This window comes from uncultured Mailhella sp., assembly GCF_963931295.1.
In the GTDB taxonomy this organism is placed as follows: Bacteria; Desulfobacterota; Desulfovibrionia; order Desulfovibrionales; family Desulfovibrionaceae; genus Mailhella.
Map to the genome: position 1 here is coordinate 358,501 of NZ_OZ007001.1, position 25,617 is coordinate 384,117.

Sequence of the window (25,617 nt, forward strand, 5' to 3'; positions counted from 1 at the left end):
GGAAAGCAAGGAAACCCAAAGCTTCCGCATGGCCTCGCTCACCCTGGCGGTGAGCGGCATCAGCAATCCGGTCTCCCAGCTCAAGACCTTTGCCGAATCCGACGGCACATCCCTGCGCTCGCCGGGCAAACGTCAGCAGAACGCCTCCACCGGCTTCGACGGCGGCGACGCTCCGGCCGCCCTGCCCCCCACGCCTCCCCTGCCCGACTTCTTCCTCTGCGCTCAGGAGCATTTCGACGTGCCCGCCTGTCCGCCGGAAAGTCACGGGCTCATCCACTGGTTCTCCCTCGCTCCCCCTTCCTCTGCGAACGTCTAGTTATGGCCGAAGTTCCCGTTCCGCCCCTGCGGACGGGCATTGCGTCTGCACTTACGTTCCGAGCGTTTCCTTTCAGCCCCGCCGCGCCCGCACGATCTGCGACAATCCGCGTCTCTGCGCCGATTGCCTTCTCACGCGCGCCAGTCAACGCGACCACGGCCCCCGAACGCTCCAAGAGGATTTTTCATGCGTTCCCTGCGTTGGCGCTCCTGCGTCGCGTTGCTGACGGCTCTTCTCTGCGCCGCCTGCATATCCGTCAATTTCTTTGTGCCGCCCCGCGCCCTCGACGCGTGGCTGCCTGATCCCATTCGTCTCGGCCTCGATCTGCGCGGAGGCATCAACCTCACCCTCGGCGCAGACGTCGATCAGGCCGTTTCCCAATCTTTGTCCCTTCTGGGGCAGGATATCCGTTCCAGCGCCAACGATGCGGGAATAAGGACCCGCCTCCTCCGTCAGGCCGACGGTCGAACGCTGGAATTCGTGCCGCTCAAACACGAGGGAATCGAACAACTCTCCAACCTGCTGCGCGACCGATTCGGACAGATGGCAGTCGGGTCTGCCATCTCGTCCGGATCCGGGGAAAAATTCCTCGTCTCCTTCCGCCCCGAATGGGAAAAACAGCTCCGTGAACGCATCATGGATCAGACCATCCGCACGCTCCGCGGCCGCATCGACGCCTTCGGCGTGGCGGAACCCGACATCCGCCGCCAGGGCGACGATCAGATCCAGATACAGCTTCCCGGCGTCACCGACACCGCGCGCGCCCTTCAGCTCATCGGGCGCACCGCACAGCTCACCTTCCACCGCGTTCGATACGACGTCAGCCCCACTTCCACCCTCATGCCTCCGGGGACGGCGTGGTATCCGCTGGTCACGGGCTCGCGCTCCTGGACCGCCGCCGGCAAGAACGATCTCTCCGGCGGCCTCATCCTCGACAAGGCGCCCCTGCTCTCCGGTCAGGACATCGTGGACGCCCGCCCCGCTTTCGATGAACGCAATCAGCCATGCGTATCCATCCAGTTCAGTTCGCGGGGCGCGGATCAGTTTGAACGGGTCACCGAAGAACTGATCCATCAGCAGTTCGCCATCGTGCTCGACGGCGTTGTCCAGAGCGCCCCCGTGATCCAGCAGAAAATCAGCGGCGGCAAGGCTTCCATCACCGGCTCGTTCACCACCGAAGAGGCCCAGGATCTCGCCGTGGTGCTGCGTTCCGGCTCCCTGCCCGCCAAGGTCTCCGTGCTCGAAGAACGCACCGTCGGCCCCTCCCTCGGCGCCGATTCCATCCGCGCGGGCCTCATCGCCGGAGCCGTGGGCGCCATCGGCGTCATGGTGGTCATGCAGGTCTGCTACGGCCTTGCCGGACTCCTCGCCAACACCATGCTGGTGTTCACCATCAGCCTGCTCTTCGCAGGGCTCGGCCTTTTCGGAGCCACACTCACCCTGCCCGGCATCGCAGGCGTCGTGCTCACCATAGGCATGTCCGTGGACGCCAACGTTCTCATCTTTGAACGCATACGCGAGGAAATAAAACGCGGCCTCACCATGAGCCGCGCCATCGACGCCGGATTCCGCGAGGCCCAGAGCTCCATCCTCGACTCCAACCTCACCACCCTGCTCACCGCCGCCGTGCTCTACCAGTTCGGCACCGGCCCCATCCGCGGGTTCGCCGTCACCCTGGCGCTCGGCATCGTCGCTTCCATGTTCACGGCCATATTCGTGTCCCGCATACTCTTCGACGCCTGGATCAGACACAACAACGCCGTCAACTGCGGCCTGGCTCATCATGTTCGCGGGGCTTCTCGTTAGCCCTGCACCCGCTCCGGCCGGCGCCGGCGCGGGCCCGTCCCGGGCGATCCGGGCTTCTCTCCTCCGGATCGCCCCACAAAAAAATTTCAGGCCGCAAACGCTTCGCGCTGCGCCTCATCGACTCGAAAAACTACGGGAGGATCCCCATGGATGATTATCTCAAACAGGCCATAGAACTCGTCAAGGCGCAGTCTTCCGTCCGCGTCATGCAGGAAGAAGAAATGGTGACCATGATCCGCACCCTGGCCGCCAGCCTCAAAAACCTCGAAAACAACCAGCTCCCCGAAAACGATGAAGAGGAACTCTCCCTCCCCGCTCCCTCCAAATCCATCCGGGAAAAAAGCATCACCTGCCTCGAATGCGGCAAATCCTTCAAACTCATTACCAGAAAACACCTCGCCAGACACGGCCTCGACGCCGATTCCTACCGCAGAAAATGGGGCATCAAAAGCGATACCCCTCTTGTCTGTAAATCCATCCAGCGCGTCCGCCGTAAAAAAATGAAAGACATGCGCCTCTGGGAAAAAAGACACCCCGCTGCCGAAGCGTAAAGAGGAGAGAGGGAGAAGAGATACCGCGGGGGAAGAGGGAAACCCTTTTGAAAAAGGGCTTTCCCTCTTCTCAGTCTCCCGAAGAACACGCAGGCCCGTTTGCGCAAGATACGCTGTTCGGCCTGCACCGCTTGCACGACGGCGGCTGCGCTTAACGCCGGAAGTGAATTCCGGCTGCTTGCCTGCCGTCGGCCGGGCTCCTGACGTCGCCCGGGGCCCCAGTGCGTTGAGAGACGGCATTCCGGCATGCACTCTCCCCCTCGCCCTTTGCTTCGGGCATAATCTTCCCGTTTACCCTGTCCTGCCGAACCGGCGAAGCCGGGAGGCAGAACCAGGGGGGGCGGGGGGAATTATTTCTGACTTTGCCGTGTCCCGAAGAACACGCAGGCCCGTTTGCGCAAGACACGCTGTTCGGCCTGCATCACTTGCACGACGGGCATTGCGTTTAACGGCGGGAGTGAATCCCGCCTGCTTATGCCCGTCGGCCGGGCTCCTGACGTCGCCCGGGGCCCCAGTGCGTTGAAAGACGGCATTCCGGCATGCACTCTCCCCCTCGCCCTTTGCTTCGGGCATAATCTTCCCGTTTACCCTGTCCTGCCGAACCGGCGAAGCCGGGAGACAGAACCAGGGGGGGCGCGGGGGGAATTATTTCTGACTTTGCCGTGTCCCGAAGAACACGCAGGCCCGTTTGCGCAAGATACGCTGTTCGGCCTGCACCGCTTGCACGACGGCGGCTGCGCTTAACGCCGGAAGTGAATTCCGACTGCTTGCCTGCCGTCGGCCGGGCTCCTGACGTCGCCCGGGGCCCCAGAGCGTTGAAAAAACGCCTTCTGCCTTCACTCTCCCCTCGCCCTTTGCTTCGGACATAATCTTCCCGTTCACCCTGTCCTGCTGAAGCAGCTTTAGCTGCGAAGCAGAATCAGGGGGGCGCGGGGGGAATTATTTCCCCCGCATGCCTTTCCTGCCTTTCCTGCCTTTTCTTCTCAGGCTTTGACGACCATGAGTTTAGGGGAGGTCTGGGGGGCGGGGGTTGGGAGGGCATCGGAGGGAGCGGAGCCGAAGAGTTCGCTGGAGGGGCGGGAGACGAGTCGTCTTTGCATTTCCATGAGGAGCATTTCCATGAGGACGGCGAACTCGTAGGTATGGGCGGTTTTCGCGCTGCCGCCTGCGCCTTCGAGGGCGGCGACGGCGAACTGTGTCTGTTCCCAGAGGCTCATGAGTTCCTGATCGGGGAGGAGCTGGAGTTCGGCCAGCGCGGAAGATTCCCCCAGTTCAGACGGCGTAGCGGAAAAAATGGGAACCATAAAGCCTCCTTATCTATATCGGGCGCGGAACGGAGAACGGCGCATGATTTTATGGGAACGCGGGCCTTTCGGGGAGCGGCGCGGGGTGCAGGCCGAGCGGCGCGGAAAGGAGCGGCGAGTTGAGGGAAGAGTCGGGATTCGGGCGAATCTTCGGGAACGCCCTGCCCCGAGCCTGCGCGGGCCGACAGCATCCGGCTTTCCAATAGAGAAGAAGCCCGGCGCTAGCTTCCGGGCTTCTTTTAGAAGAGGCAGCTCGACTGCCCTTTATCTAAACTCCCCAATAAAGGAGAGATTTCCCATTGCGAACCTGACGTTCCGCAAAGTTTTGCAAAACGCCGTTCTGCGACCTGAGCCGCGAATTCCCCGGAGCGTTCGGGAAAAACGCCGACGAGTTTACTCTACCGGACTTTATCTCGGTAGGACTACATATCTCTTTTTTTCCGTTCTGGCAAGCATTTTTTCCGATCAGAGCCTGCCCGCGCTGCTCTGTGCGGCAGGGAAAAGCCTACTTGCGAACCGGGCCGACGCCGCAGAACCATGCGGCACAGATATCTCAGCGAAGTTCCAAAATCAGGCTCGACGGAGGGGAAAACGGGCTGGACAATGTACGGGCCAGCCGCCGGAGCGTTGCCGCGGCAGCCTCGCGTTTTTTAAAGCGCAGGCTTTTCAAAACAAGGCGAGACGCGCTTGCCGGAAGTCCTGAGCATGAGACCGGAGAGAGAAGCGACAAAAAAGCGGCAAGCCGAAGGACGGCGGGGGAGAGGGAGAAAAAAGAGCGCACCCCGGGGAAGCCAGAGGCAGAGAAAAGGAGGAAGACTGCCCCCAAAAGCCGGACGGCGACAAAGGGAGCCGACAGGGAGGCAGAAAGGCGTGATCCTGCGCCTCCCTTTGAAGTTTTCCTCCAGCGCCGACGGGATCCGTCCCCTCCGCATTCACCGTACCATGCTTCGCCGCGACGAAGTCGGGCGACGTTGATCCGCGCGCTCGCCTGCCATACTCCCGCAGCCTCTGCGCCTTCGCTACGCCATGCGCCTCAGTATGCACGTCTGACCTCGTCTGCACGGCTGCCCCCCCGCTGCCGCTCCGGCTGCGCTTTCCGCCCCGTCTCCGCTCTGCCTTCCGCTCCCGTTTACGCTTTCCCGAGCTTCCCTGCTCCCACGTCTGCGCTTTCTGTGCTTCCTCTTATCCTCCGTGCCCGATCCCCTGGCCCTCGCTCAGCCTTCGCCGCACGTCTCCTCCCACGCGCACGCATCCCCGCAAAAAACGGCTGCAAGTCTCCTTCTCCGCGGCGAGCATTCCCCCCAAAAGCGTCCTCCCTGCCCGCAAACCGCCAAAAACGCGGAAACTTTCCCCCTCTCCCCTTGACACCAGCCGCCAGGACATTAAAACATACAAGAACTCTCAGGGCGGGGTGAAAGTCCCCACCGGCGGTGATCCCCCTATTCCGCGGGGAAGCCCGCGGGCGCGTTTTCAAGGGAAAAAGCGCAGATCCGGTGCAAATCCGGGGCCGACGGTAACAGTCCGGAAGAAAGAGAATGGATTCCTCGCCTCAGTATTCTGAAGCCTCTCCTCTCTCCTAGCGCCTTCTGCGGCCCTGATGTGGACATCTCCAGGGAGTTTGTCATGCGTCAGCTTTCTTCTCTTTGCTCCATCGAACAGGCTGTGGACGACATCCGCAACGGGCGGATGATTGTTGTCGTCGACGACGACGATCGCGAATGCAGCGGTCATCTGGTCATGGCCGCCCAGCTCGTCAACCCCGACGCCATCAACTTCATGGCGCGTCACGCCTGCGGCCTCGTCTGTCTCGCCCTCTCACCCGACATGGCGGATAAGCTCCATCTGCCCCTCATGCCCTCCAGCAACGCCGGGCACACTCCCGCGTTCACCGTGTCCATCGAGGCCAGGGAAGGCGTCACCACCGGCATCTCCGCCGCCGACCGCGCCACCACCATTCTCGCCGCCGTCGCCGAAAACGCCGGCCCCGACGACATCGTCACCCCCGGTCACGTCTTCCCGCTGCGCGCCCGTCGCGGCGGCGTCCTCACCCGCGTGGGCATCGCCGAAGCCGGTTCCGATCTCGCCGCCTTCGCCGGTCTGCGTCCGGCCGCCGTCATCTGCGAAATCCTCAAGGATGACGGCTCCGTCGCCCGCATGGACGATCTCGAAGCCTTCGCCGAAACCCACGGTCTGCACATCGCCGCCATTCGCGACATCATCCGCTACCACATGCGCCACGGCAAACTCGCCGTCCGCCGCGTGGCCGAAGCCAATATGCCCACCAAGTACGGCACGTTCCGCATCATCGCCTACGAAAGCGACGCCTCTTCCGACACCCACATCGCCCTCGTCAAGGGCGACGTCGATGAACGCGTCGATCCCTCTCCCGTGCTCGTGCGCGTTCACAGCGAATGCCTCACCGGCGACGCCTTCGGTTCCCTGCGCTGCGACTGCGGCAATCAGCTTGCCGCCGCCCTCATGCAGATAGAAAAGGAAGGCCGCGGAGCCCTGCTGTACATGCGTCAGGAAGGCCGCGGCATCGGCCTCGCCAACAAAATACGCGCCTACGCCCTCCAGGAACAGGGCTACGACACCGTGGAAGCCAACATCAAGCTCGGCTTCGCCCCCGATCTGCGCGACTACGGCGCCGGAGCTCAGATTCTCCGCGACCTCGGCATCAGCCGCCTGCGCCTCATGACCAACAATCCCCGCAAGATCGTGGGCCTTGAAGGTTACGGCATCGAAATTACGGAACGCGTTCCCATTGAAATCGGTCTGTGCGACATCAACGAGCACTACATGCGCACCAAACAGGAAAAAATGGGACACATCCTCCACTTCGGCAAGAAAAAACAGGAGGACTGATCCCCCCGACATTCTCGCCGATTCCCCCTCGCAGGATTCCGCTTTCTGCCGCACCCCTGCGGCCGCCCCGCACGTTGCGACATGCGCCGACGCTCAAGCCTGCGCTCTCACGCGAGACTTGCGCTTCCGCGATGTGCGCCTCATGCAGGCTCGCATCGCCGCATGATCGAAGCGCCGGATTTTCGCACCGGCGTGCGCTTTGCCGCTGCGCGGACGCGTGACGGAACGCTCTCGCGAAACACGCCCGTCGCGTTTCTCTGCGATCGCCGCACAGCGCTCCGCCTGTCCGTTCTCACGGCGCGGCAGGTCGGATTCCGCATCCGCCGAAACGCCGATTTCCTGCGTCGAGGCCCATGCTCAAAGGAGATACTATGGACATCATTGCCTTGAACAGCAAAAACTGGGAAGAAAAGGTCCGTCAGAAAAATCCCTGGACCGTTCCCGTCGATTCCGAAGTCATACAAAACGCCAGAAACGGCAACTGGTGCATCATGCTCACCGCTCAGAAACCCGTTCCCGGCGCATGGTTCCCGCCATTGAAGGATAAACGCATCCTGTGTCTGGCTTCGGGAGGCGGTCAGCAGGGCCCCGTGCTCGCCGCCGCCGGAGCCTACGTCACCGTGCTCGACATCTCCGAAGCGCAGCTCGAACAGGATCGCTCCGTGGCCCGCAAGGAAAATCTCAATCTGCACACCGTGCGCTCCAGCATGACCGACCTGTCCATGTTCGACAACGACTCCTTCGACATCATTGTGCATCCGGTGTCCAACGTGTTCATTCCGCACATCCAGCCGGTGTGGAACGAGGCCTTCCGCGTGCTCAAAAAGGGCGGCGTGCTCATGAGCGGATTCATGAACCCCGTGTTCTACATGTTCGACGAAAAACTCGAAGAACAAGGCATTCTGCAGGTCAAATATCCCCTTCCCTACTCCGACCTCGACTACCTCAGCAAGGACGACCTCGAACGCAAGGGCGACGCCGTGGAATTCGGCCACTCCCTCACCGATCAGATACAGGGACAAATCGCCGCAGGCTTCGTCATCACAGGATTCTATGAGGATTCCTTCGGCGGCGAACGCCTCCTCGACAGATTCTGCCCCTGCTTCCTCGCCACCCGCGCCGTCAAGCCGTAAGAAGAAAGGCAGAAAAGGCATACGGGGGAAATAATTCCCCGGCGAAGTCGGGACAAGCCCCCCGCACACCCCCTGATTCTGCCTCCCGGCTTCGCCGGTCGGCAGGATCAAGGGATGCCGGTCAAATTCTCCAACATCAACCACGGGAGAAGCGTCCGCCGTTTCGGCGGAACCCCTTCTCCGTCGCCCGTCAACACACGAAAGGCCCGATCCGGGCTCCGCATCGGAGCAAGTCTGCGCGACCTGCATACGTGGCGGGGGCCGCAACTGCCCGTTTGCGCAAGACACGCTGTACAGAAAGCGAGGCTTGCACGACGGGCATTGCGTTTAACGCCGGAAGTGAATTCCGGCTGCTTATGCCCGACGTTTTTCTTTTCCCGAGTACCCGCAACTGCCCGTTTGCCCAAGACACACTGTACGGACTGCATCACTTGCACGACGGGCATTGCGTTTAACGCCGGAAGTGAATTCCGGCTACTTATGCCCGTCGGCCGGGCTCCTGACGTCGCCCGGGGCCCCAGTGCGTTGAGAGAAAGCCTTCCGGCAGGCGCTCCCCCCCAGACTGCTGAACCGAACTCAGAACAATCACATCGAGCCGAGAGCTTCTCTCCTCCCCCAAAAAATCCAGAAATCCCATCCGTTATCACGACTGTCCTTTGCAGTGTCCCGAATAGCTCACACACCCGTTTGTGCAAGACACGCTGTACAGGATGCAAGGCTTGCACGACGGGCATTGCGTTTAACGCCGGAAGTGAATTCCGGCTACTTATGCCCGTCGGCCGGGCTCCTGACGTCGCCCGGGGCCCCAGTACGTTGAGAGAAGGCCTTCCGGCAGGCGCTCCCCCCCCAGACTGCTGAACCGAACTCAGAACAATCACATCAAGCCGAGTGCTTCTCTCCTCCCCCCAAAAATCCAGAAATCCCATCCGTTATCACGACTGTCCTTTGCAGTGTCCCGAATAGCTCACACACCCGTTTGCCCAAGACACACTGTACGGACTGCATCACTTGCACGACGGGCATTGCGTTTAACGCCGGAAGTGAATTCCGGCTGCTTATGCCCGTCGGCCGGGCTCCTGACGTCGCCCGGGGCCCCAGAGCGTTGAGAGAAAGCCTTCCGGCAGGCACTCCCCTCCCCAGACTGCTGAACCGAACTCAGCGCAATCACATCAAGCCGAGTGCTTCTCTCCTCCCCCAAAAAAAATCCAGAAATCCCATCCATTATCACGACTGTCCGGCGAAGGCCGGACAGGAGTCGGCCACCGCAGGTGGGTCCGAAAGGACACACCTGCACTGAGTCCGCAGACCGAACCGCGCAAGCCAAGCACTCCGGCATCCGCAGTTCCCGCTTTTCCAAACGCCGTCAGCTTCGGCAACGCGCCCGGCACCCGCAGTCCCGCCCCGCCGAACGGCGCAGCCTTCGGCGGAATCAGGGGGGCGCGGGGGGAATTATTTCCCCCGCATGCCTTTCCTGCCTTTCTATCTTTTTTCGGACTGGGAGAGGAAGAGGCCGGCGAGGGTGAGGATGGTGCCGAGGGCGGAGAGCCAGGTCAGGGATTCGTTGAGGACGACGACGGAGACGGCGACGGTGATGACGGGGACGAGGTAGATATAGAGGCTGGCGCGGACGGTACCGAGGGCGCGGACGGCCATGTTCCAGGTTGTGAAGCAGAGGGCGGAGGCCACGAGGCCGAGGAAGAGCATATTGCCGAGATTGACGGGGCGAAGGAGTCTGGCGAAGTTGCAGTCGAAGCCGAAGAGGGGCATGCAGGGGATCATGAACAGCAGCCCCCATCCGAAGGTGGCGCGGGTGATCTGGATGGACGAGACGCCCCACGTGCCCATGATGCTGGTGAGGCAGGCGTAGAAGGCCCAGACCAGTCCGGCGGAGACGGCGAGCAGGTCGCCGACAGGATTCAGGGAAAGCTGCGCGCCGTTGAAGCTGATAAGGCAAATGCCCGTCATGGCGACAAGGAATCCGAGGTAGAAGAAGAGTCCCAGACGCTCGCCGCTGCGGAACACGAAGCGCCCCACAAGTCCGGTGAAGAGCGGCGCGGCCGTGAGAATGACCGCCACGTTGGACGCCATGGTATGATCGAGCGCGATGTTTTCCAGCAGGTAATAGAGGCATGTGCCCGTGAGTCCGGCGGCGGCCGTGACGGCGTGACGGCGCGGCGTCATGTGGGGCAGGCGTCCGGGAGCGACGAGGTACAGGGCGCAAAAGGCCATGGCAAAGCGCAGAAACAGGATTTCCACGGCCTGAAAATCCCTGAGCAACACCTTGGTACACACAAACGTGACGCCCCAGACGACAACGGTAAAAAGCGCCGCGGCATGACCGACGGCTCTACTGGACATGTTCATAAAACGGCTCGGGAAGGCCCGTTTGCGGAAAAAAGCTCCCGACAGCGTCCGGGGGCGACGCCCGTAAACAGGGTAACACTGTTCATAAGATGACCCGATCGCAAAAGCCCGACAGCAACGGCATCGGCAAGAGACCGCGTTCCGGCAGACGTTTTTCCACGCGAGCGCTTCGAGGCTGCGGCGCGGCGTGACGCCGTGAGCCGCGAGAACACGCGCAGCAGCGCGGAACGATTCCGCACCGTGCAGCGGCACAGCTCGTCGAGACGCTGCCGCCCGGCGCAGTGTTCCCGCATGGCATGCAGGCGCAGGCGGGAGTGCGATCCAGATCGAGGCTCGGCGCTGCCAACGTCGGCGCAGGATGAGCGGCGTGATCGAGAAGTCGGCAGACGGAAGCGCAAATTCTCTGCGCATCCGCCGTGCAGCAGCGTACACGGCACGCAGCAGCGTGGCAAGTCCGAAATCGCGCACAACTTTCTCTTTCGGACGCGGAAGAAAGGAACGGCAAGCCGGGCGGTTTTCCGCGTCAATGCTGCGGCCTCCCCAAGCTCAGGGAAAGCCGGGGCAAGCCCCCCCCCCGGACGATGCCGGGAACAGGCGACGCCACAGGAACCGACGCCGGGATGAGCACAACCGACCCGCAGAAAACGAACAAAGCCGCAGGGAACGGGCGACGCGCCGGGAGGGAAACAACCGTCGCCGCAGTCCGGGGCGCGCATCCGGCCATGTTCCGCAGGATTCACCCCGCGATTTTGCTCAAACAAACACGACTCGTCCCGCGCTTTCGTTCCCCGGAACAGGAGCTCCCCCGCGCGCACAAAAAAGGCGTTCCGCAAAACCGAAGTTCTGCAGAACGCCCGACCGTCACGACTCAGGGCTTGCCCGGAGCCTCAATCGCACCTTCTCCTACCGGATGAAGTTGGTGCGGATGACAGGTTCTTTCTCCGGCAGCGGCACGCCGGCGGCCTTGCCCGCTTCAAAGCAGCGGAGCATCCACGCCATGTTTCTGGCAAGCTGACGCATGGTCTGAAGGCCTTCCGCGTCCTGACGAACTTCGTCGGGCGTGTTGCCATGCACCTGGTTCCAGTAAATAGACGTGACCACCGGCATGTTGTTCATGCCGAAATATTTGTTGATCTGCTCAAACGCCGCAGACGCGCCGCCTCTGCGGCAGCTCACCACGGCCGCGCCCGGCTTGTTCGCAAACAACGACGAGCCGCTGAAGAACAGTCTGTCGAGAAAACTTTCCAGCTGGCCGGACGCCGACGCATAGTACACCGGCGAACCAAACACGAATCCGTCAAACTCGGGAACCAGCGCCAGCGCTTCGTTCACCTTGTCGTCGCGGAAGCAGCGGCCGGTCTTGCGGCACGCGCCGCATCCGATGCAGCCCGCAATGGGCTGCGTGCCCAGCTGAAAAATCTGCGAGCCGATGCCCTGCTTTTCCAGTTCGGCGGCAATTTCAGAAAGCGCCGTAAACGTGCAACCTTTGGCATGCGGACTGCCGTTCACAAGAAGTACCTGCATAGTATTTCTCCTGTTCCATTAGCTACAATGACTCTTCCATCGCCCCGCCTTCCGAAACCCGCGCCGCGATTGAAAACATTCCGCGCATGCTGCGCAAAATCGCCTTTCTCACGCGCATCCGGCCCCGGGCTGTCCGCGCCGTAAATCACGCCGCAAAACGCCATCCGGCGGAAACGACTCCCTTCCCCTTCGTCCAACACAAAAACGGAGCTGCCCGAAGGCCTCTCCGTTTCCGCAACGTTTTTCAAAAGGAATCCTATCGGGCAACGATCACGCGGGCCGGACGCAGCAAATGATCGTTCAAGCGATATCCCTTCTGCATCACGCGGACAATGCATCCCGAATCCACGCCTTCGGCTTCTTCCTGCCCCACGGCTTCGTGATTGTTGGGATCAAAAGCCTCGCCCGCCGTGCCCACAGGCACAAGTCCGTGCTTCTTCAGCGCGTCGAGCAGCATGGTGCGCGTCATTTCCACGCCCACCATCATGTTCCGGCTCTCTTCCGACTGTCCGCCGTACTGCAGCGCAAGATCCAGATTGTCCAGCGTGGGCAGCAGATCCGCCAGCACCTTCTCGGCCGCGTAGCGCGCCTGCTCTTCCTTCTCGCGCTGAACACGCTTCTTGAAGTTGTCCATTTCGGCCAGCGCGCGCAGCTTCACGGCGTTGGCCTCGGCGGCCACATTGCAGGCGGCGCAGAGTCTGGCGCGGCACTCCTCAAGCTGTTCGTCTTCCGACTTTTCCTGAACGGGCGCTTCCTCGGTCTGCGGCTGTTCCCCGGCTTCGAGTTCCGGCTCCTCGTTCAGAGCTTCCTTGTTTTCAAATTCCTGACTCATCAAAAGACCTCCAATAGTGGTACCCGAAAAGGTAGGAACGATATGCCCCTCTGTCAAGAACTCCGACGTGAACGACCTCGTCCTTCGCGCACCACCCGATACACGCCCGTGGCCATGGCGTCGAGCGCCAGAAGCGGATTCACCTGCGCAATGAGCGCATCCTGACACTCCACAAAAATATCAGACAATTCCAGCAGACTTTCTTCCGGCAGCGGCCGGAACAAGGCCGCCAGCGCCCCGGATTCGCGCCCCGCAAGGCAGTCCGCCAGCGCCTTCTGTCCCACAAGAGCCACCTGCTGCGCCGTGGCCGCATCTAGCCCGTTGCGCGACTGCGACAAATCAAACCAGCCGCGCCCCTCCGTCGCAAACTGCGCGAGCGCCTTTTCCCACACCCGCATGGCCTCCGGCAACGCGCGTCCGGTTTCCGGCCAGGGCAGCGTAATCACCCATCCGCGCGACACCAGCGTGGGCAAAAGCCGCTCGCGCTGCGGAGCCGTGAACACAAAACACGTGTCGGGGGAAGGATCTTCCAGCACCTTGAGCAGCGAGTTGGCCGCTTCCACGCCCAGCGACTGCGCTTCCGCCAGCACGATGACGCGCCGACGCGCAAAATGCGGCTTCTCGCCCATCACCGGACGCAGGCCACGCACATCGTCTATCTTGATGGATCCGGCGCGGCCGTCGAGCAGAAAAAGATCGGGATGCATCCGCGCCCCGATGCTCAAACACGAATGACAGCGCAGACAGGGTTCGTCGCCCTGCTCCTCGCAGTTGAGCAGCGCCGCCCACCACAGAGCCAGCGCCACCCGCGACGACGCGTCGCCGCCTTCCAGATGCAGAAGCTGCGGCGGCTCCTCGCGCATGGCCTGCAAAAAGCCGCGCTGTCTGGCCAGCTCCGGCCCCAGCGCGCCGGAAAACGCGGCGCGCGCCTCGTCCACGCCGGGGAGCACGTCCTCGGGCGCAACGCGGCGCGCAGCCGTCTTACCTTCTTTTTTTCCCGCCGCCATATCAGTGACGGAAGGTCTGATTCCTGTCGGGCCCCACGGAAATGTAGCCCACCTTCACGCCCAGCACTTCCTCGATGCGCTCAATGTAGCGACGGCAGTTGCGGGGCAGGGAATCCCAGTCCGTGCAGCCGGAAAGATCCTCATCCCAGCCGGGCAGCACTTCAAACACCGGCTTCGCGTTGTCGAGTCCGCGCGGGGTCTGCGGCGGATACTGCATCACCTTGCCCTCGTACTCGTAGGCCACGCAGAACTTGATTTCCTTCAGGCCGGAAAGCACGTCCACCTTGGTGAGAGCAATGCTCGTGGGATCGCAAAGACGCGCCATTTCCCGCAGCACCACCAGATCAAGCCAGCCGCAGCGGCGCGGACGTCCGGTGGTCGCCCCGTATTCGCCGCCCTGACGACGCAGAAATTCGCCCATGTCGTCGAAAAGTTCCGTGGGGAAAGGTCCGGAACCCACGCGGGTGGTGTAGGCCTTCACGATGGCGATGCGCTGATCGATCATGCCCGCATGCACGCCCGAGCCGATGGACGCGTTGTCGCACACCACGTTGGACGACGTCACAAAGGGATAGGTGCCGTGATCGATGTCGAGCATGACGCCCTGCGCGCCCTCAAACATGATGCTCTTGCCGGCGGCGTCGGCGTCGATGATGAGGCTCGACACGTCGGCCAGATAGGGCACAAGGCGCGGCGCAATGGCCATGAGATCGTTGAACACGGTTTCAGGATCCAGCGCGGGCAGGCCGTAGAGCTGCGTGAAGAGCACGTTCTTTTCCTTGAGGGCGTGCTCAATCTTGTCGCGCAGCACCTCGGGATCGGTCAGATCGCCGGCGCGCACGCCCACACGGGCCTTCTTGTCTTCGTAGCAGGGGCCGATGCCGCGGCCGGTGGTGCCTATCTTGGACTTCGCACTGCCTTCGCGCGCGCCGTCGATGGCGCGATGATACGGCATGATGAGATGCGTCTTGTAGCTGATTTTCAATCTTTCGGGGCTGACGTCGAGTCCGAGGCTCTGGAGGGCGTCTATCTCCTCAAGGAAGCTCTCAGGATCGAGCACAACGCCGTTGCCGATGACGCACATCTTCCCGGGATGAAGTATGCCCGAGGGCACGACATGCAGGACGTACTTCTGGCCATCGACGATGACCGTATGTCCGGCGTTGTTGCCGCCCTGAAAACGGACCACCATATCCACTTCGGAAGTGAGCAGATCGACGATCTTACCCTTGCCTTCGTCGCCCCACTGCGCACCAACGATTGTCATGTTCGACATATATCTCTCCTTAGGACGCACCTTGAAAAATAGAAGGCCGTGCCGGCCCTCTGAAAACGCGCCAAAGACATTTTTATAGAGCCCTTTGTCTGGCTCGTCAACCCGATAAAGCCGAGGGGGACCCGGACGCCCGGCGGTACCAATTCCTTCTCCCGAGTGCGGCAACTGCCCGCTTGCTCAAGCCTCTCTTTACAGAATGCGAGGCTTGCACGACGGCGGCTGCGTTTAACGCCGGAAGTGAATTCCGGCTACGCGCTGCCGTCGGCCGGGCTCCTGACGACATCTTGCCGGGAGCATGAGTAACGCCGTCGTCCGTTTGCGCCGGACACACTTTACGGGCTGCTCTGCTTGCACGACGGACATTGCGTTTAACGCCGGAAGTGAATTCCGGCTACTTATGCCCGTCGGCCGGGCTCCTGATGTCGCCCGGGGCCCCAGAGCGTTGAGAGAATGCCTTCCGGCAGGCACTCCCCCTTCGCCCTTCGCTTCGGGCGTAATCTTCCCGTTCACCCTGTCCTGCCGAAGCAGCGAAGCTGCGAGGCAGAATCAGGGGGGCGCGGGGGGAATTATTTCTGACCTTGCAGTGTCCCAAAGAACACGCAGGCCCGTTTGCGCAAGACACGCTGTACGGCCTGCGGGACTTGCACGACGGGCATTGCGTTTAACGCCGGAAGTGAATTCCGGCTACTTATGCCCGTCGGCCGGGCTTCTGACGTCGCCCGGGGCCCCGGAGCGTTGAGAGAACGCTTTCCGGCAGGCACTCCCCCCTTCGCCCTTCGCTTCGGGCGTAATCTTCCCGTTCACCCTGTCCTGCCGAAGCAGCGAAGCTGCGAGGCAGAATCAGGGGGGCGCGGGGGGAATTATTTCCCCCGCATGCCTTTCCTGCCTTTCCTCTCTTCCTGCCTTTCCTGCCTTTCCTGCCTTTTCTGTCTTTCACTCCCGTGAATCGGGGAAGCAGTCGGGGAATTCGGCCTTGTCGCGGGAGAGTTCGTCCTGCATCCAGGCGAAGAAGGCGCTCACTCGGGGGGTGCGGGCGGCCTCGGCGAGGCAGGCTGCGGTATAGCGGCTTCTGACCGGAACCGTGGGCGTGCGCAGAGCGGCGAGGCGTCCGGCGCGGAGGTCTTCGGCCACGAGAAGCGAGCTCGCCAGCGCCGCGCCCCGGCCTTCCGCCGCCGCGGAAAGCGCCATGTACGAAAACTGAAACATCGGCCCGAAGCGCAGGTCCGGGCGCAGTCCCGACGCCTGAAACCACGCCTTCCATTCCTGTTCCCCGGCTTCCGGAGAACGCAAAAGCCGGTCGGTCTGCCAGTCGCGTTCGTGATCGCGCCAGTAGTCCGGGCCGAACACCGGGAAAAAGCGCTCCTCCGGCAGCTGCACCATAAAAAGTCCGGGCGTCTCAGGCATGTCCAGCCGCACAATGACATCCACATCCGGCCCAAGCACAGGATGCCCCGGATGCGGTCCAATACGAATATCAATATCCGGACAGCGCTCGCAAAAACGACTCAGTCGCGGCGCCAGCCAGCGATTCGCAAAACTCGCCTCCGCCACCACGGAAAGCGGTCCCACCCCGCGCCGCAGGCGCGCGCTCTCCCGACGCAACGTGTCAAGCGCGCCCGCAATCGCCGCGTAATACCGTTCCCCGTCCGGCGTGAGTCGGATTCCGGGCGCACGGCGGATAAACAACGGCACTCCCAAATAATCCTCAAGATGCCGGATGTGCTGACTCACGGCCGCCTGCGTCACGCACAGCTCCTCCCCTGCCCGGGTGAAACTGCCCAGCCGGGCCGCTGCTTCAAAGGCCGCCAGCGCATTCAACGGTGGATTCTCTATCATAAGAAAAACTTATCCCGGCCCACAGGAAATCTCGTTTGCGCCGCCGCAGCATTTGCTGCATGTTGTTTTTCCGCGCCTTCCGGCCGAAAGGCGAACTCCAAAACAACTACGAATGCAAATGACGCGCGCCCAGCGCCCGTCTGGAGATTCCCATGTGGGATGTGTTTTTATTACTGCTGCCCGTGTTTGTGCTGATCTTCCTGGGCATGCTCGCTGAACGCTTTCAACTCGTGCCCCCCTTCGGCTCGACGACGCTCAATCAGTTCCTCGTCAACCTCGGACTTCCGGCCCTGATCTTTCTTTCCATTGCCGAGTGCCGCCCCGAAGATCTCGACCATGAGGCGTTTCTCGCCGGATTCGCCGTCTGTCTGTTCGTGACCTTCGGCGCGCTGATTCCGGTGTTCCACTTCCTTAAATTCGACACAAATTACCGGGAGGAAGTGGTGCTGTCAATGCTCGCCAGCTTCCCCAACGTGGTGCTCGTCGGCCTGCCCGTACTCATGGCCCTGTATCCCGGAAGCCCCGTGGTGGTGCTCGCCAGCACCCTCACCAACATTCTCGAAATCCCCATGGTGCTCATCACCCTGTTCATTCTCGTCAACAACGGCGCCCGCGGACGGCATCCCATACGCACCATCGCCCTTGCGCTCGTCACCAATCCCGTGGTGCTCGCCACCCTCGGCGGCGCAGCCTTCTACGCTTCCGGAACTCCCGTGCCCGCCGTCATCGAATCCCCCTGCCGCGCCCTCGGAAATTCCGTCATGCCCTGCGCCCTCGTGTCGCTCGGCATCGTCATCAGCGCAAGACTGCGCAATCACGGCGACAACAGCGTGTTTCATCCCGGCAGACAGGCCGTCATTCTCATCGGCAAGCAGATAGTCCAGCCCGTGATCGCCTTCATCGCGCTCACCGCCTTTCACACCGAACCCATGTGGCGCTCCATGGGCGTGCTGCTCGCCGCCATGCCCGTGGGAACCCTCGCCTATGCCATGAGCGACTCCTACAAGGTCGCCTCCAACGACGCTTCGGCCGCGGTCATCATGAGCACGCTCGTCTCGCTGCTGCTCATTCCGGTGCTCGCCCTCGTCGTCAAATAGGGGCAGGCCGCGACGGACTCAGCGCCGCCGATTGAACATATTTTCGCCGCGGATCAGGCCGACTCCCATCGAACCGCAGGGACAACGGCTCCACGGCAAACCGGCACGACGCCCCGGGATGACGGGGAATCTTCCCAAGGGCTTCGACGCCGGTAAAAACCTTTTCCCCCGGAACGGATACGCTGCGCACCTTTCCCCCTTGCCGCGCCTGCCTTTGTCAGCCCCTCCTCTCGGGGAACGCTCCGTTCCTTTTTCCCTGCCATGCGGGGCGCTTTTTCAGCCTGAAGCGCCCCGCTTTACATAGTCCTCCTCACTAAAGCCTGCGACAGAACATGCTCCTGCCGCAGGCTTTAAGTTTAAGCGGACACAATACGGACACGGAGCGAAAAACAACAGGCATCAAGCCCGGCGCGCAGAACGACTGGTTCAGCCTGCGGCTCCAGAACAACCCATGTGATTTCTCCCCGGCACTCAGAGAAGCTCCATAAAAACACACGATCCACCAGAAGGCTCGTCAGCTTTTCCCGCGCCGGCAGAGCGACTCCTCGTAAATGTTTTCTGCTGTATTTTTCCCCGGCGCGCAGAACGCCCTCAGGCCAGAAAACGGGGCATTTTTCGTATCGTGATTTTCCCCGCGAACGCAGAGCTGCCGAGAGAGGAAAAACCGCCGCTGCCCCTGTCCACACGGACAGCCGCGCCGCCCAAGATCATCGATCACCAGGGGCAAGCACGCCTCCACAATCAGGCATCACCAACAATAATGGAAAGCGTCCCGAGCAATGACATGTAAATACCACAGCCCTTCCAGTTCCAGCGGCGTTTCCCCCGATGCCATGGCCGCACAGAAGGTCGTCACGAAGTGCGGTCGCGAATTTCCCGGCCTCCCCGGAAACATTCCCCAGCGCCCGGGCAGCTCTCCAGTCGCCACCACGGCCGCCCCATGCCCCTGCTCGCATTGGCGCTGCCTGTGCGGAGTTCATGTTCACAGTATGGTGGGCCCCCGGACCTGCGTCCAGGTGTCGCCGCTCCACCGCAGATAAAAAAACGCCGCCTGCAAAAGGCGACGCTTGTCGTTCATGCCGCGCGTGGCAATCTGCACTGAACATCCGGCATGCGGTCCGCGCCTGTCCCGCGCATGAGGGCAAAGCGCCGTCCGGCTCCGTCAACCGCTCCGGCACGAATCCCTCACCTGCTTCTGCGGGAGCGCTCCGGCTTGTCCTTGTTCGGCGTCGGGTTCGCCGTCTTCGTCGCAGGCTTCGCCGTCTTCGCCTTCGGGCGTCCGGGCTTCTTTGCCCGAATCGGAGCCTTGCGCGGCGTCTCTTCCGCAGCGCCCGTCTTCGCCGCCTTCACCTTTCCGGCACTCTTCCCCGAGCCGGACGCCCTGCTCAATCCTTCGTCAGCAGCCGGCTCCGCTCCGCGCGAGGACTCCGCACGAAAGGCGTCCCGCGCTTCCTCAAGATCGCTCAACGACTGGCGAACACGCGCTGCACCTCGACGCCATTCCACATCCATGCCGCTGAAGCGCTTCTTCATCACATGCACCGCTTCGAGATTGCTGTCCACCAGCAGCGCATTGCGCCCCAGCTCAAACGCCGATTCCCCAAGCGTGCCGCTTCCGGCAAAAAAGTCGCACAGAATATCCCCCGGATTGGAATGCACCTTCACTATCCGATCTATGATCGCCCGCGGCTTCTGCGTGGCATAGCCGGTCTTCTCCCGGCCGTTCGGACTCACTATCGTGTGCCACCACACGTCCGTCGGCGTCTTGCCCAGAGCCGCCTTCCGCGGCCCCACCAGCGCAGGCGCCATGTAGGGAATCCTGTCCATCGCGTCGAAATTAAACGTGAACTTCTCAGGATTCTTTGCGTACCAGAGAATATTATCGTGCTTCGCCGGCCAGCGCTTCTTCGAGCGCGCGCCGTAATCGTACGCCCAGATGATCTCGTTGATGAACGAGGCGCGGCCAAAAATGCCGTCCAGCATCACCTTGCAGTAGTGAATCTCCCGGTAGTCCAGATGGAAAAACAGCGCGCCCTCCGGCGCAAGTATGCGGTACGCTTCTTCCATGCGCGGCTGCAAAAAGCCCAGAAAATCATCAAACCTGTCGTCGTATCCGCTGGTCTTGCCCCGGATCGTCCGATAAAGCTGCCCCTTGAATCCGACACGGTCGCCGTGATCGTCACGCACCGTCGCAAGCTGCGTGCGACGCTGCACCTTTCCCGTGTTGAACGGCGGATCAATATAAATCAGATCCACACAGGCGTCCGGCAGCGCGCGCAGCACTGCCAGATTGTCGGCATGAAAAACGGCAAGTCTGGGCATGGATATCCTTTGTCCTCACAGATGACAGACGTCCGCACTTTAATCGTTTCGCAGATTTATGGCAAGGCACATAGAAGACGTTCAATCTTCGCACAAAATTCCCCCGCATCCGTGCCACGCTCCGCGCCCCGCAGCTCTTTTTCCTCCCCGCGATGCGTTTCCCATCTTCCCCCCTTGACAACTCGCCCGTTTTTTTCCCTTATGAGAAATCACCATTTTTCAGGAGATTGTCATGATTCTGGCCCATGTGATCTGGCTTGCCTTCGCCTGGCTGCTCGGAGGATTCGTTCACGGCGTTACGTCCATCGGCGCGGCCATGGTCGCCATGCCCCTCATTACCTTCATCGCCAGCCCCAAAGAGGCCATTCTCATCGCCTGCATCTCCAGCGGCGTCGCCCCCCTCGCTCTTTCCATCATCTACCGCCGCTACATTCTCTGGAAAGAAATGATCTGGCTCTCTCTCGGCTGCATCGTGGGCATTCCCGCAGGCGTCGCCATGCTCTCCGTGCTCTCCGGCACCGTGCTCATGCTCACCATAGGCGTGCTGCTCATCTTTTTCGTCTCCTGGCAGTTCTTCTCCCACAAGGTGCGCGCCACTCTCCCCTATCATCCCGTCACGGCGCTCATCATCGGCACCGCGGGCGCGTTCCTTACCGCCAGCACAAGCCTCGGCGGCCCCATCCTCGCCGTGTATACCGCCTTCCGCGGCTGGGAACAGAAAAACGCCCTCGCCACCACCAGCATGTATTTCAACTTCGTCAATGCAAGCATCATCGTCATGCAGCGGAAAGCCGGTCTCTACTCCAGCGCCGTGTACGACGCCGTCAGCATCTCCCTCACCTTCGCCGTCATCGGCGTGCTCATCAGCATTCCCGTGGTGCGCCGCATGCCGCAGGAAACCTTCCGCAAGCTCCTGCTCCTCATGATCTTCATTTCCGGCGTCACCCTCCTCTCCCGGTCGGTGATGTAATTTTCCCCCAAAAACAAAAACCGCGGGCCCTTCTCCGCCCGCGGCTCAACCATTCCAATTGCCCGAGTTTTCTCCCGAGAGGGAATCCTCACCGTCCGCGACTTCTACTTCCCGTCACCAAGGGCGAGGAACTCTTCGGGAGCCTGCTTCTCAAGCTCGGTAAGCGCATCTTCCAGTTCGTTGCTCAGAGCGTTGGCCTTTCGGGGTTCCCAGTCCGCCAGCGCCGAGCGCATCTCGTCCAGCTTGTCCGTCACCTTCTTCGCCCCGGGCATCAGCGCCTTCCGGCTCTCCTCCGAAATATCCGCAAAACGCAGCGCATCGGGCAGATATTCCGCGAGCTCCGTCACCCCGCGCTTCATGCCCTGCGGCCCCCAGCGGTCGAGCTCAGACCAGACCAGCGCCGAAAGACGCGGCCAGGCCGCCACCACTTCATCTTCGTTGTACGTCCACGCGCCTACGCGAATCTGCAATATCTTTCCCATACCTTATACTCCTTTTGCCGCGCGCCCGGGGCGACCTTCCTTTTCTTTCTTCTTCCTTCTCCCGAGTACCCGCAACTGCCCGTTTGCCCAAGACACGCTGTACGGACTGCATCACTTGCACGACGACGGCTGCGTTTAACGCCGGAAGTAAATTCCGGCTACGCGCCTGCCGTCGGCCGGGCTCCTGAGGTCGCCCGGGGCCCCAGTACGTTGAAAGACGGCCTTTCCGGCTGCATTTGCGGCCCTGTCCCGGTGTTACCCGCCGAAAAATCTGAAAATCCCTTCCTTTAACACGACTGCCGGCGCATGCCGGACAGGAGTCGGTCACCGCAGGTGGGCGCAGACATTCGAGCGCCCTGCTTCCGCCACGTCCCGTTTGCCCAAGACACGCTGTACGGACTGCATCACTTGCACGACGACGGCTGCGTTTAACGCCGGAAGTAAATTCCGGCTACGCGCCTGCCGTCGGCCGGGCTCCTGACGTCGCCCGGGGCCCCAGTGCGTTGAAAGACGGCCTTTCCGGCTGCACTCCCCCCTTCGCCCTTTGCTTCGGGCATAATCTTCCCGTTCACCCTGTCCTGCTGAAGCAGCTTTAGCTGCGAAGCAGAATCAGGGGGGCGCGGGGGGAATTATTTCTGACCTTGCCCTCCCCCGAAGAACACGCAGGCCCGTTTGCCCAAGACACGCTGTACGGACTGCATCACTTGCACGACGACGGCTGCGTTTAACGCCGGAAGTAAATTCCGGCTACGCGCCTGCCGTCGGCCGGGCTCCTGAGGTCGCCCGGGGCCCCAGTGCGTTGAGAGACAGCCTTTCCGGCTGCACTCCCCCTTCGCCCTTTGCTTCGGGCATAATCTTCCCGTTCACCCTGTCCTGCTGAAGCAGCTTCAGCTGCGAAGCAGAATCAGGGGGGCGCGGGGGGAATTATTTCCCCCGCATGCCTTTTCTGCCTTTCCTTTCTTTCCCTAAAAAAACGCCCGGCTGCGGGTGCGGTCGGGCGTTGGGTCATACGTTTTTCAGGGGGCTATTCGCCTTCGTTCCATTCGCTCTGGACGCGGGCCACCACGTCTTCCACGGCGGTCTGCTGTTCCGGCGGGCAGACCACGATAAGGGGGCTTCCGGCGTCCACGTTCTGGGTCTGGTCGAAGTACACGTCGTAGATGATGCCCGAAGGGCCGCTGTAGCACAGGGGCACTTCACGCTTCATGCGCGACACGATGAACAGTTCCATGCCGTCGTGGATGGACACGGTGCGGCAGCCGAGAATCTTCACCTTCTTGTCCACGTCGGGCACGAAGTAGTACTTGGCTCGTTCCGGGGCGCAGAAGGCGTACAGGCTTTCCTTGAGCAGCTTGCTCACGACTTCCTGCCGCGTAAGGTAGTGACGGATCACGCCGAGGGGGGTTCCGGCCTCCACGAAGGAGCCGTCGAGATCTCGATAGAGCTTCTGGAGCACGCCGCGTTCGGTGGCGAGCACCTTGCGCGGATTCTTCTCGCGCGTGATGGTTGCAATGTGCGTGCCGGGAATTTCCTTCCAGGTGCCGGTAAAGCCGCTCACGCGGTCGCCTTCCTTGATGTCGGCGAACTGAATCACGCCCGTGTGCGGAGCGCAGACCTCCCGTTCCGTGTAGGGCGCGGCCTTGAGTTCTTCCATAACTTCGGCAATGTCTCTCATGCTTTCACCCTAGCGATAGTAAAGGTTGCGGCCGCCCATGGTTTCGAGGGCCTGGCGCAGGTTGGCGCGCACGTCGCGGCGATCCCAAACGCCCTGGATGTGCCCGCGGGAAAGCGCCTTGTAGCAGTTGTGATGATCCGGCGGAATGTCGAGACCGGTGGTGTTCTTGATGACGCCCGGGCCCGCGAAGCCGATGTCCGAAGAGCGGATGGCGAACTGATAGAACGCGCAGCCGAGGAAGCTGGCCACCGGGCCGCCGTAGGACTTGGTATCGTAGAGCACGAGGTACAGGCCGCCGGACTCGATGTAGCGACGCACGGCCACGGTGCAGCGCGGCATCTGAATGACGCCGTGCGTGCCTTCCTGAATGCGTATGCCCGCGGTGCCGTGGCAGTACACGATGAACGGATAGCGCTTGCGGCGCGCGCGATCGGCGGCAGCCACGAACTTGGAGCCTTCGGCCACGCCCACGGATCCGCCGCGGAACGAGCCCACCAGAATGGCCACCACCACCTGCACGCCGTCGAGACGGGCTTCAAAGGTGATGCAGCCGCTCTTGAGGCCGGTCTTTTTCTTGGCCGCGGCGATCTTTTCGTCGAATCCGGGGAAGTTCAGCGGGTTGCCGGCTTCCACTTCGGTATTGAATTCATAGAGCGAATTTTCGTCGAAGCAGTTGTTCATCACCCACTGGTATTCCATGGGGAAGTGATGTCCGCACGACGAGCACACGCCCGCAAATTCGTTGTAGAGATCGGGAGCCCACATGTCCATGCAGCCGCGCTGCGCCGAATACGGACACGACACCGCACGATCTTCCTTGGCCTTGGGGCTGACCCAGGCCCATCCGGAATGGTTGTCTTCCTCCCATTCGGAAAGCGTGGTCAGCTCTTCGGTGTTGCCCGCGGGTTCCTCCACCTTGCCGTGACGCAGCTTGTTCCACGGCTTCATGGCGCGCAGCTTGAGCATTTCCCATTCCGAACCTATTTCTTCAAGCAGGTTCGAGAAGGTGCGGCGGTTGCGGTGATAGAAATCATAAATAAGGCGATTGTAGATTTCCCACCACTGTTCGGACCATGCGTCGCCGAGGCGTCCCATGACGGAACGCCGGTTCTGACACTCGCGGTGCGAGGCCTTGATGAACTTGTTCTGACGCATTTCCACGAGACGCTGACGCGCCTTGCGGGAAAGATCCCAGCGCACGGAGAATTCGTCGAGATTGAGTTCCCTGTCGCGGAAGCGGCGCAGCGTGGCGGCGCGCAGCGGCGCGAGACCGCGGGCGGCGAGCACGACTTCGTCGGTGGCGCGGATCACTTCCTGACGGATGGTGCGGAAGAACTCGTAGTGGTACGGACGCGCGCCGAGCACGGGTTCCTGAATGATCTTGTCGATGTAGCCGAACTTGAGGTTGTCTTCGGCGGTGAGGTGCAGATCCTTGGCGCAGCGTTCCACGAGATCGGCGGAAGCGCGCGCCCCGCCGCGCAGATGACCTTCAATGGCGGCCGCGCCTTCGGGCGAGATCACGGAATAGTAGCCGTGCGAGAACATGAGGCGCTTGTCGGCGAGGGAAATGGCTTCGGCGCCGCCGGAACCGCCTTCGGAAAACACCGCGATGAGCGGCACGGTAAGGCCGGCCATTTCGTAGATGTTGCGGGCGATCTGCTGAGCCGCGCCGGGATAGTCTTCCAGCGGATAGCCGCCCGGCGTGAACACGTAGGCGTGAATCGGAATGCCTTCGGTTTCGGCCACGCCCATGTAGTGCTTGGCCTTGGCGTTGCCCCAGGGCTTGGCGGAGCCGCCGTTGCGGAATTCCTCGCCGTGGCCCTTTTCGTGACCCATCACGAGCACGGGCTGATGATACACCTTGCCGTGACGCTTGCGCGTGATGTAGGCGCGGGCGATGACCATGGCCGGATCGTTGGTGTGCTCGCCCTGCCCGCCGATTTCGGTGTAGTTGTCGTACACGTTTTCAAGGATGTCGCGCAGGCAGATGCGGTGCGGATGACGCACGATGCGCACCTTGTCCATGGGGGTGAGCTTGTCTTCGAGCTTGCACTCCATGAAGAAGAAGAGGTCTTCGAGCGAGGTCATTTCGGCCTGCGCCTCTTCGGCCGTGCAGGATTCGAGCTTGCGACGGGTCTCGCCGAGACGGGTCTCAAGAAGCGCGATGTCCTCCTCGTGCTTGCCGGGGAAGATATCCTTGAGATAACACAGTCGGTCGGAAAGCTGATGCAGTTGCTTTTCCCATTCCATCATAAAA

General features: G+C 61.8%; 18 protein-coding genes and 1 riboswitch. Of the genes, 7 read left to right on the plus strand and 11 right to left on the minus strand.

The window, feature by feature from the left end; all coding sequences use genetic code 11:
• Nucleotides 1-28: 28 nt before the first annotated feature.
• The 3 genes from ABGT79_RS01505 to ABGT79_RS01515 all read left to right on the plus strand — a co-directional run bounded on the left by ABGT79_RS01505 (nt 29) and on the right by ABGT79_RS01515 (nt 2,673).
• Nucleotides 29-316, plus strand: coding sequence for a hypothetical protein (locus tag ABGT79_RS01505; protein ID WP_346664687.1), 288 nt, complete (start codon nt 29-31; stop codon nt 314-316).
• A gap of 186 nt (nt 317-502) precedes the next feature.
• Entirely contained in the window at nt 503-2,122 is a 1,620-nt protein-coding gene (secD, locus tag ABGT79_RS01510) for a protein translocase subunit SecD (RefSeq protein WP_346664688.1), read from the plus strand.
• Nucleotides 2,123-2,268: 146 nt separating this feature from the next.
• Nucleotides 2,269-2,673, plus strand: a complete 405-nt coding sequence (locus tag ABGT79_RS01515; protein ID WP_346664689.1) for a MucR family transcriptional regulator — start codon at nt 2,269-2,271, stop codon at nt 2,671-2,673.
• Between the two features lie 983 nt (nt 2,674-3,656).
• Here the strand turns inward: ABGT79_RS01515 and ABGT79_RS01520 are convergent.
• Nucleotides 3,657-3,977 (minus strand): hypothetical protein, encoded by a 321-nt coding sequence (locus ABGT79_RS01520; RefSeq protein WP_346664690.1) that lies wholly within the window; start codon nt 3,975-3,977, stop codon nt 3,657-3,659.
• Nucleotides 3,978-5,370: 1,393 nt separating this feature from the next.
• Nucleotides 5,371-5,518: riboswitch (FMN riboswitch) on the plus strand.
• A gap of 82 nt (nt 5,519-5,600) precedes the next feature.
• Between ABGT79_RS01520 and ribA the strand changes: the two genes are divergently transcribed.
• Together ribA and ABGT79_RS01530 are read left to right on the plus strand one after the other, a co-directional pair.
• Complete coding sequence (ribA, locus tag ABGT79_RS01525) at nt 5,601-6,842, plus strand: GTP cyclohydrolase II (protein WP_346664691.1); 1,242 nt, start codon at nt 5,601-5,603, stop codon at nt 6,840-6,842.
• A 371-nt stretch (nt 6,843-7,213) separates the two neighbouring features.
• The gene (locus ABGT79_RS01530; RefSeq protein WP_346664692.1) at nt 7,214-7,975 is read left to right on the plus strand and encodes a class I SAM-dependent methyltransferase; all 762 of its coding nucleotides are present in this window, start codon (nt 7,214-7,216) and stop codon (nt 7,973-7,975) included.
• A 1,479-nt stretch (nt 7,976-9,454) separates the two neighbouring features.
• Here ABGT79_RS01530 and ABGT79_RS01535 read toward each other — a convergent pair.
• The 6 genes from ABGT79_RS01535 to ABGT79_RS01560 all read right to left on the minus strand — a co-directional run bounded on the left by ABGT79_RS01535 (nt 9,455) and on the right by ABGT79_RS01560 (nt 16,814).
• Complete coding sequence (locus tag ABGT79_RS01535) at nt 9,455-10,333, minus strand: DMT family transporter (protein ID WP_346664693.1); 879 nt, start codon at nt 10,331-10,333, stop codon at nt 9,455-9,457.
• Nucleotides 10,334-11,242: 909 nt separating this feature from the next.
• The gene (locus ABGT79_RS01540; protein ID WP_346664694.1) at nt 11,243-11,863 is read right to left on the minus strand and encodes a flavodoxin family protein; all 621 of its coding nucleotides are present in this window, start codon (nt 11,861-11,863) and stop codon (nt 11,243-11,245) included.
• Nucleotides 11,864-12,119: 256 nt separating this feature from the next.
• On the minus strand, nt 12,120-12,695 hold the full coding sequence (gene grpE, locus ABGT79_RS01545) for a nucleotide exchange factor GrpE (protein ID WP_346664695.1): 576 nt from the start codon (nt 12,693-12,695) through the stop codon (nt 12,120-12,122).
• A 53-nt stretch (nt 12,696-12,748) separates the two neighbouring features.
• On the minus strand, nt 12,749-13,702 hold the full coding sequence (locus tag ABGT79_RS01550; protein ID WP_346664696.1) for a DNA polymerase III subunit delta: 954 nt from the start codon (nt 13,700-13,702) through the stop codon (nt 12,749-12,751).
• A gap of 1 nt (nt 13,703) precedes the next feature.
• Nucleotides 13,704-14,978 (minus strand): adenylosuccinate synthase, encoded by a 1,275-nt coding sequence (locus ABGT79_RS01555; RefSeq protein ID WP_346664697.1) that lies wholly within the window; start codon nt 14,976-14,978, stop codon nt 13,704-13,706.
• A 933-nt stretch (nt 14,979-15,911) separates the two neighbouring features.
• Nucleotides 15,912-16,814, minus strand: coding sequence for a LysR substrate-binding domain-containing protein (locus ABGT79_RS01560; RefSeq protein WP_346664698.1), 903 nt, complete (start codon nt 16,812-16,814; stop codon nt 15,912-15,914).
• Nucleotides 16,815-16,966: 152 nt separating this feature from the next.
• Here ABGT79_RS01560 and ABGT79_RS01565 point away from each other — a divergent pair, with 152 nt between their 5' ends.
• Nucleotides 16,967-17,911 (plus strand): AEC family transporter, encoded by a 945-nt coding sequence (locus tag ABGT79_RS01565; RefSeq protein WP_346664699.1) that lies wholly within the window; start codon nt 16,967-16,969, stop codon nt 17,909-17,911.
• A 1,185-nt stretch (nt 17,912-19,096) separates the two neighbouring features.
• Here the strand turns inward: ABGT79_RS01565 and ABGT79_RS01570 are convergent.
• Nucleotides 19,097-20,194, minus strand: a complete 1,098-nt coding sequence (locus ABGT79_RS01570) for a DNA methyltransferase (RefSeq protein ID WP_346664700.1) — start codon at nt 20,192-20,194, stop codon at nt 19,097-19,099.
• 271 nt (nt 20,195-20,465) lie between these two features.
• Here ABGT79_RS01570 and ABGT79_RS01575 point away from each other — a divergent pair, with 271 nt between their 5' ends.
• Nucleotides 20,466-21,203, plus strand: a complete 738-nt coding sequence (locus tag ABGT79_RS01575; protein WP_346664701.1) for a sulfite exporter TauE/SafE family protein — start codon at nt 20,466-20,468, stop codon at nt 21,201-21,203.
• 104 nt (nt 21,204-21,307) lie between these two features.
• Here ABGT79_RS01575 and ABGT79_RS01580 read toward each other — a convergent pair whose 3' ends face one another.
• From ABGT79_RS01580 to ABGT79_RS01590, 3 genes are all read right to left on the minus strand, one after another.
• On the minus strand, nt 21,308-21,685 hold the full coding sequence (locus ABGT79_RS01580; protein WP_346664702.1) for a hypothetical protein: 378 nt from the start codon (nt 21,683-21,685) through the stop codon (nt 21,308-21,310).
• Nucleotides 21,686-22,709: 1,024 nt separating this feature from the next.
• Nucleotides 22,710-23,360: a biotin attachment protein gene (locus ABGT79_RS01585; RefSeq protein WP_346664703.1), complete on the minus strand. Its 651-nt coding sequence runs from the start codon at nt 23,358-23,360 to the stop codon at nt 22,710-22,712.
• A 9-nt stretch (nt 23,361-23,369) separates the two neighbouring features.
• The gene (locus tag ABGT79_RS01590; RefSeq protein WP_294488220.1) at nt 23,370-25,610 is read right to left on the minus strand and encodes an acetyl-CoA carboxylase carboxyl transferase subunit alpha/beta; all 2,241 of its coding nucleotides are present in this window, start codon (nt 25,608-25,610) and stop codon (nt 23,370-23,372) included.
• Nucleotides 25,611-25,617 lie beyond the last annotated feature (7 nt).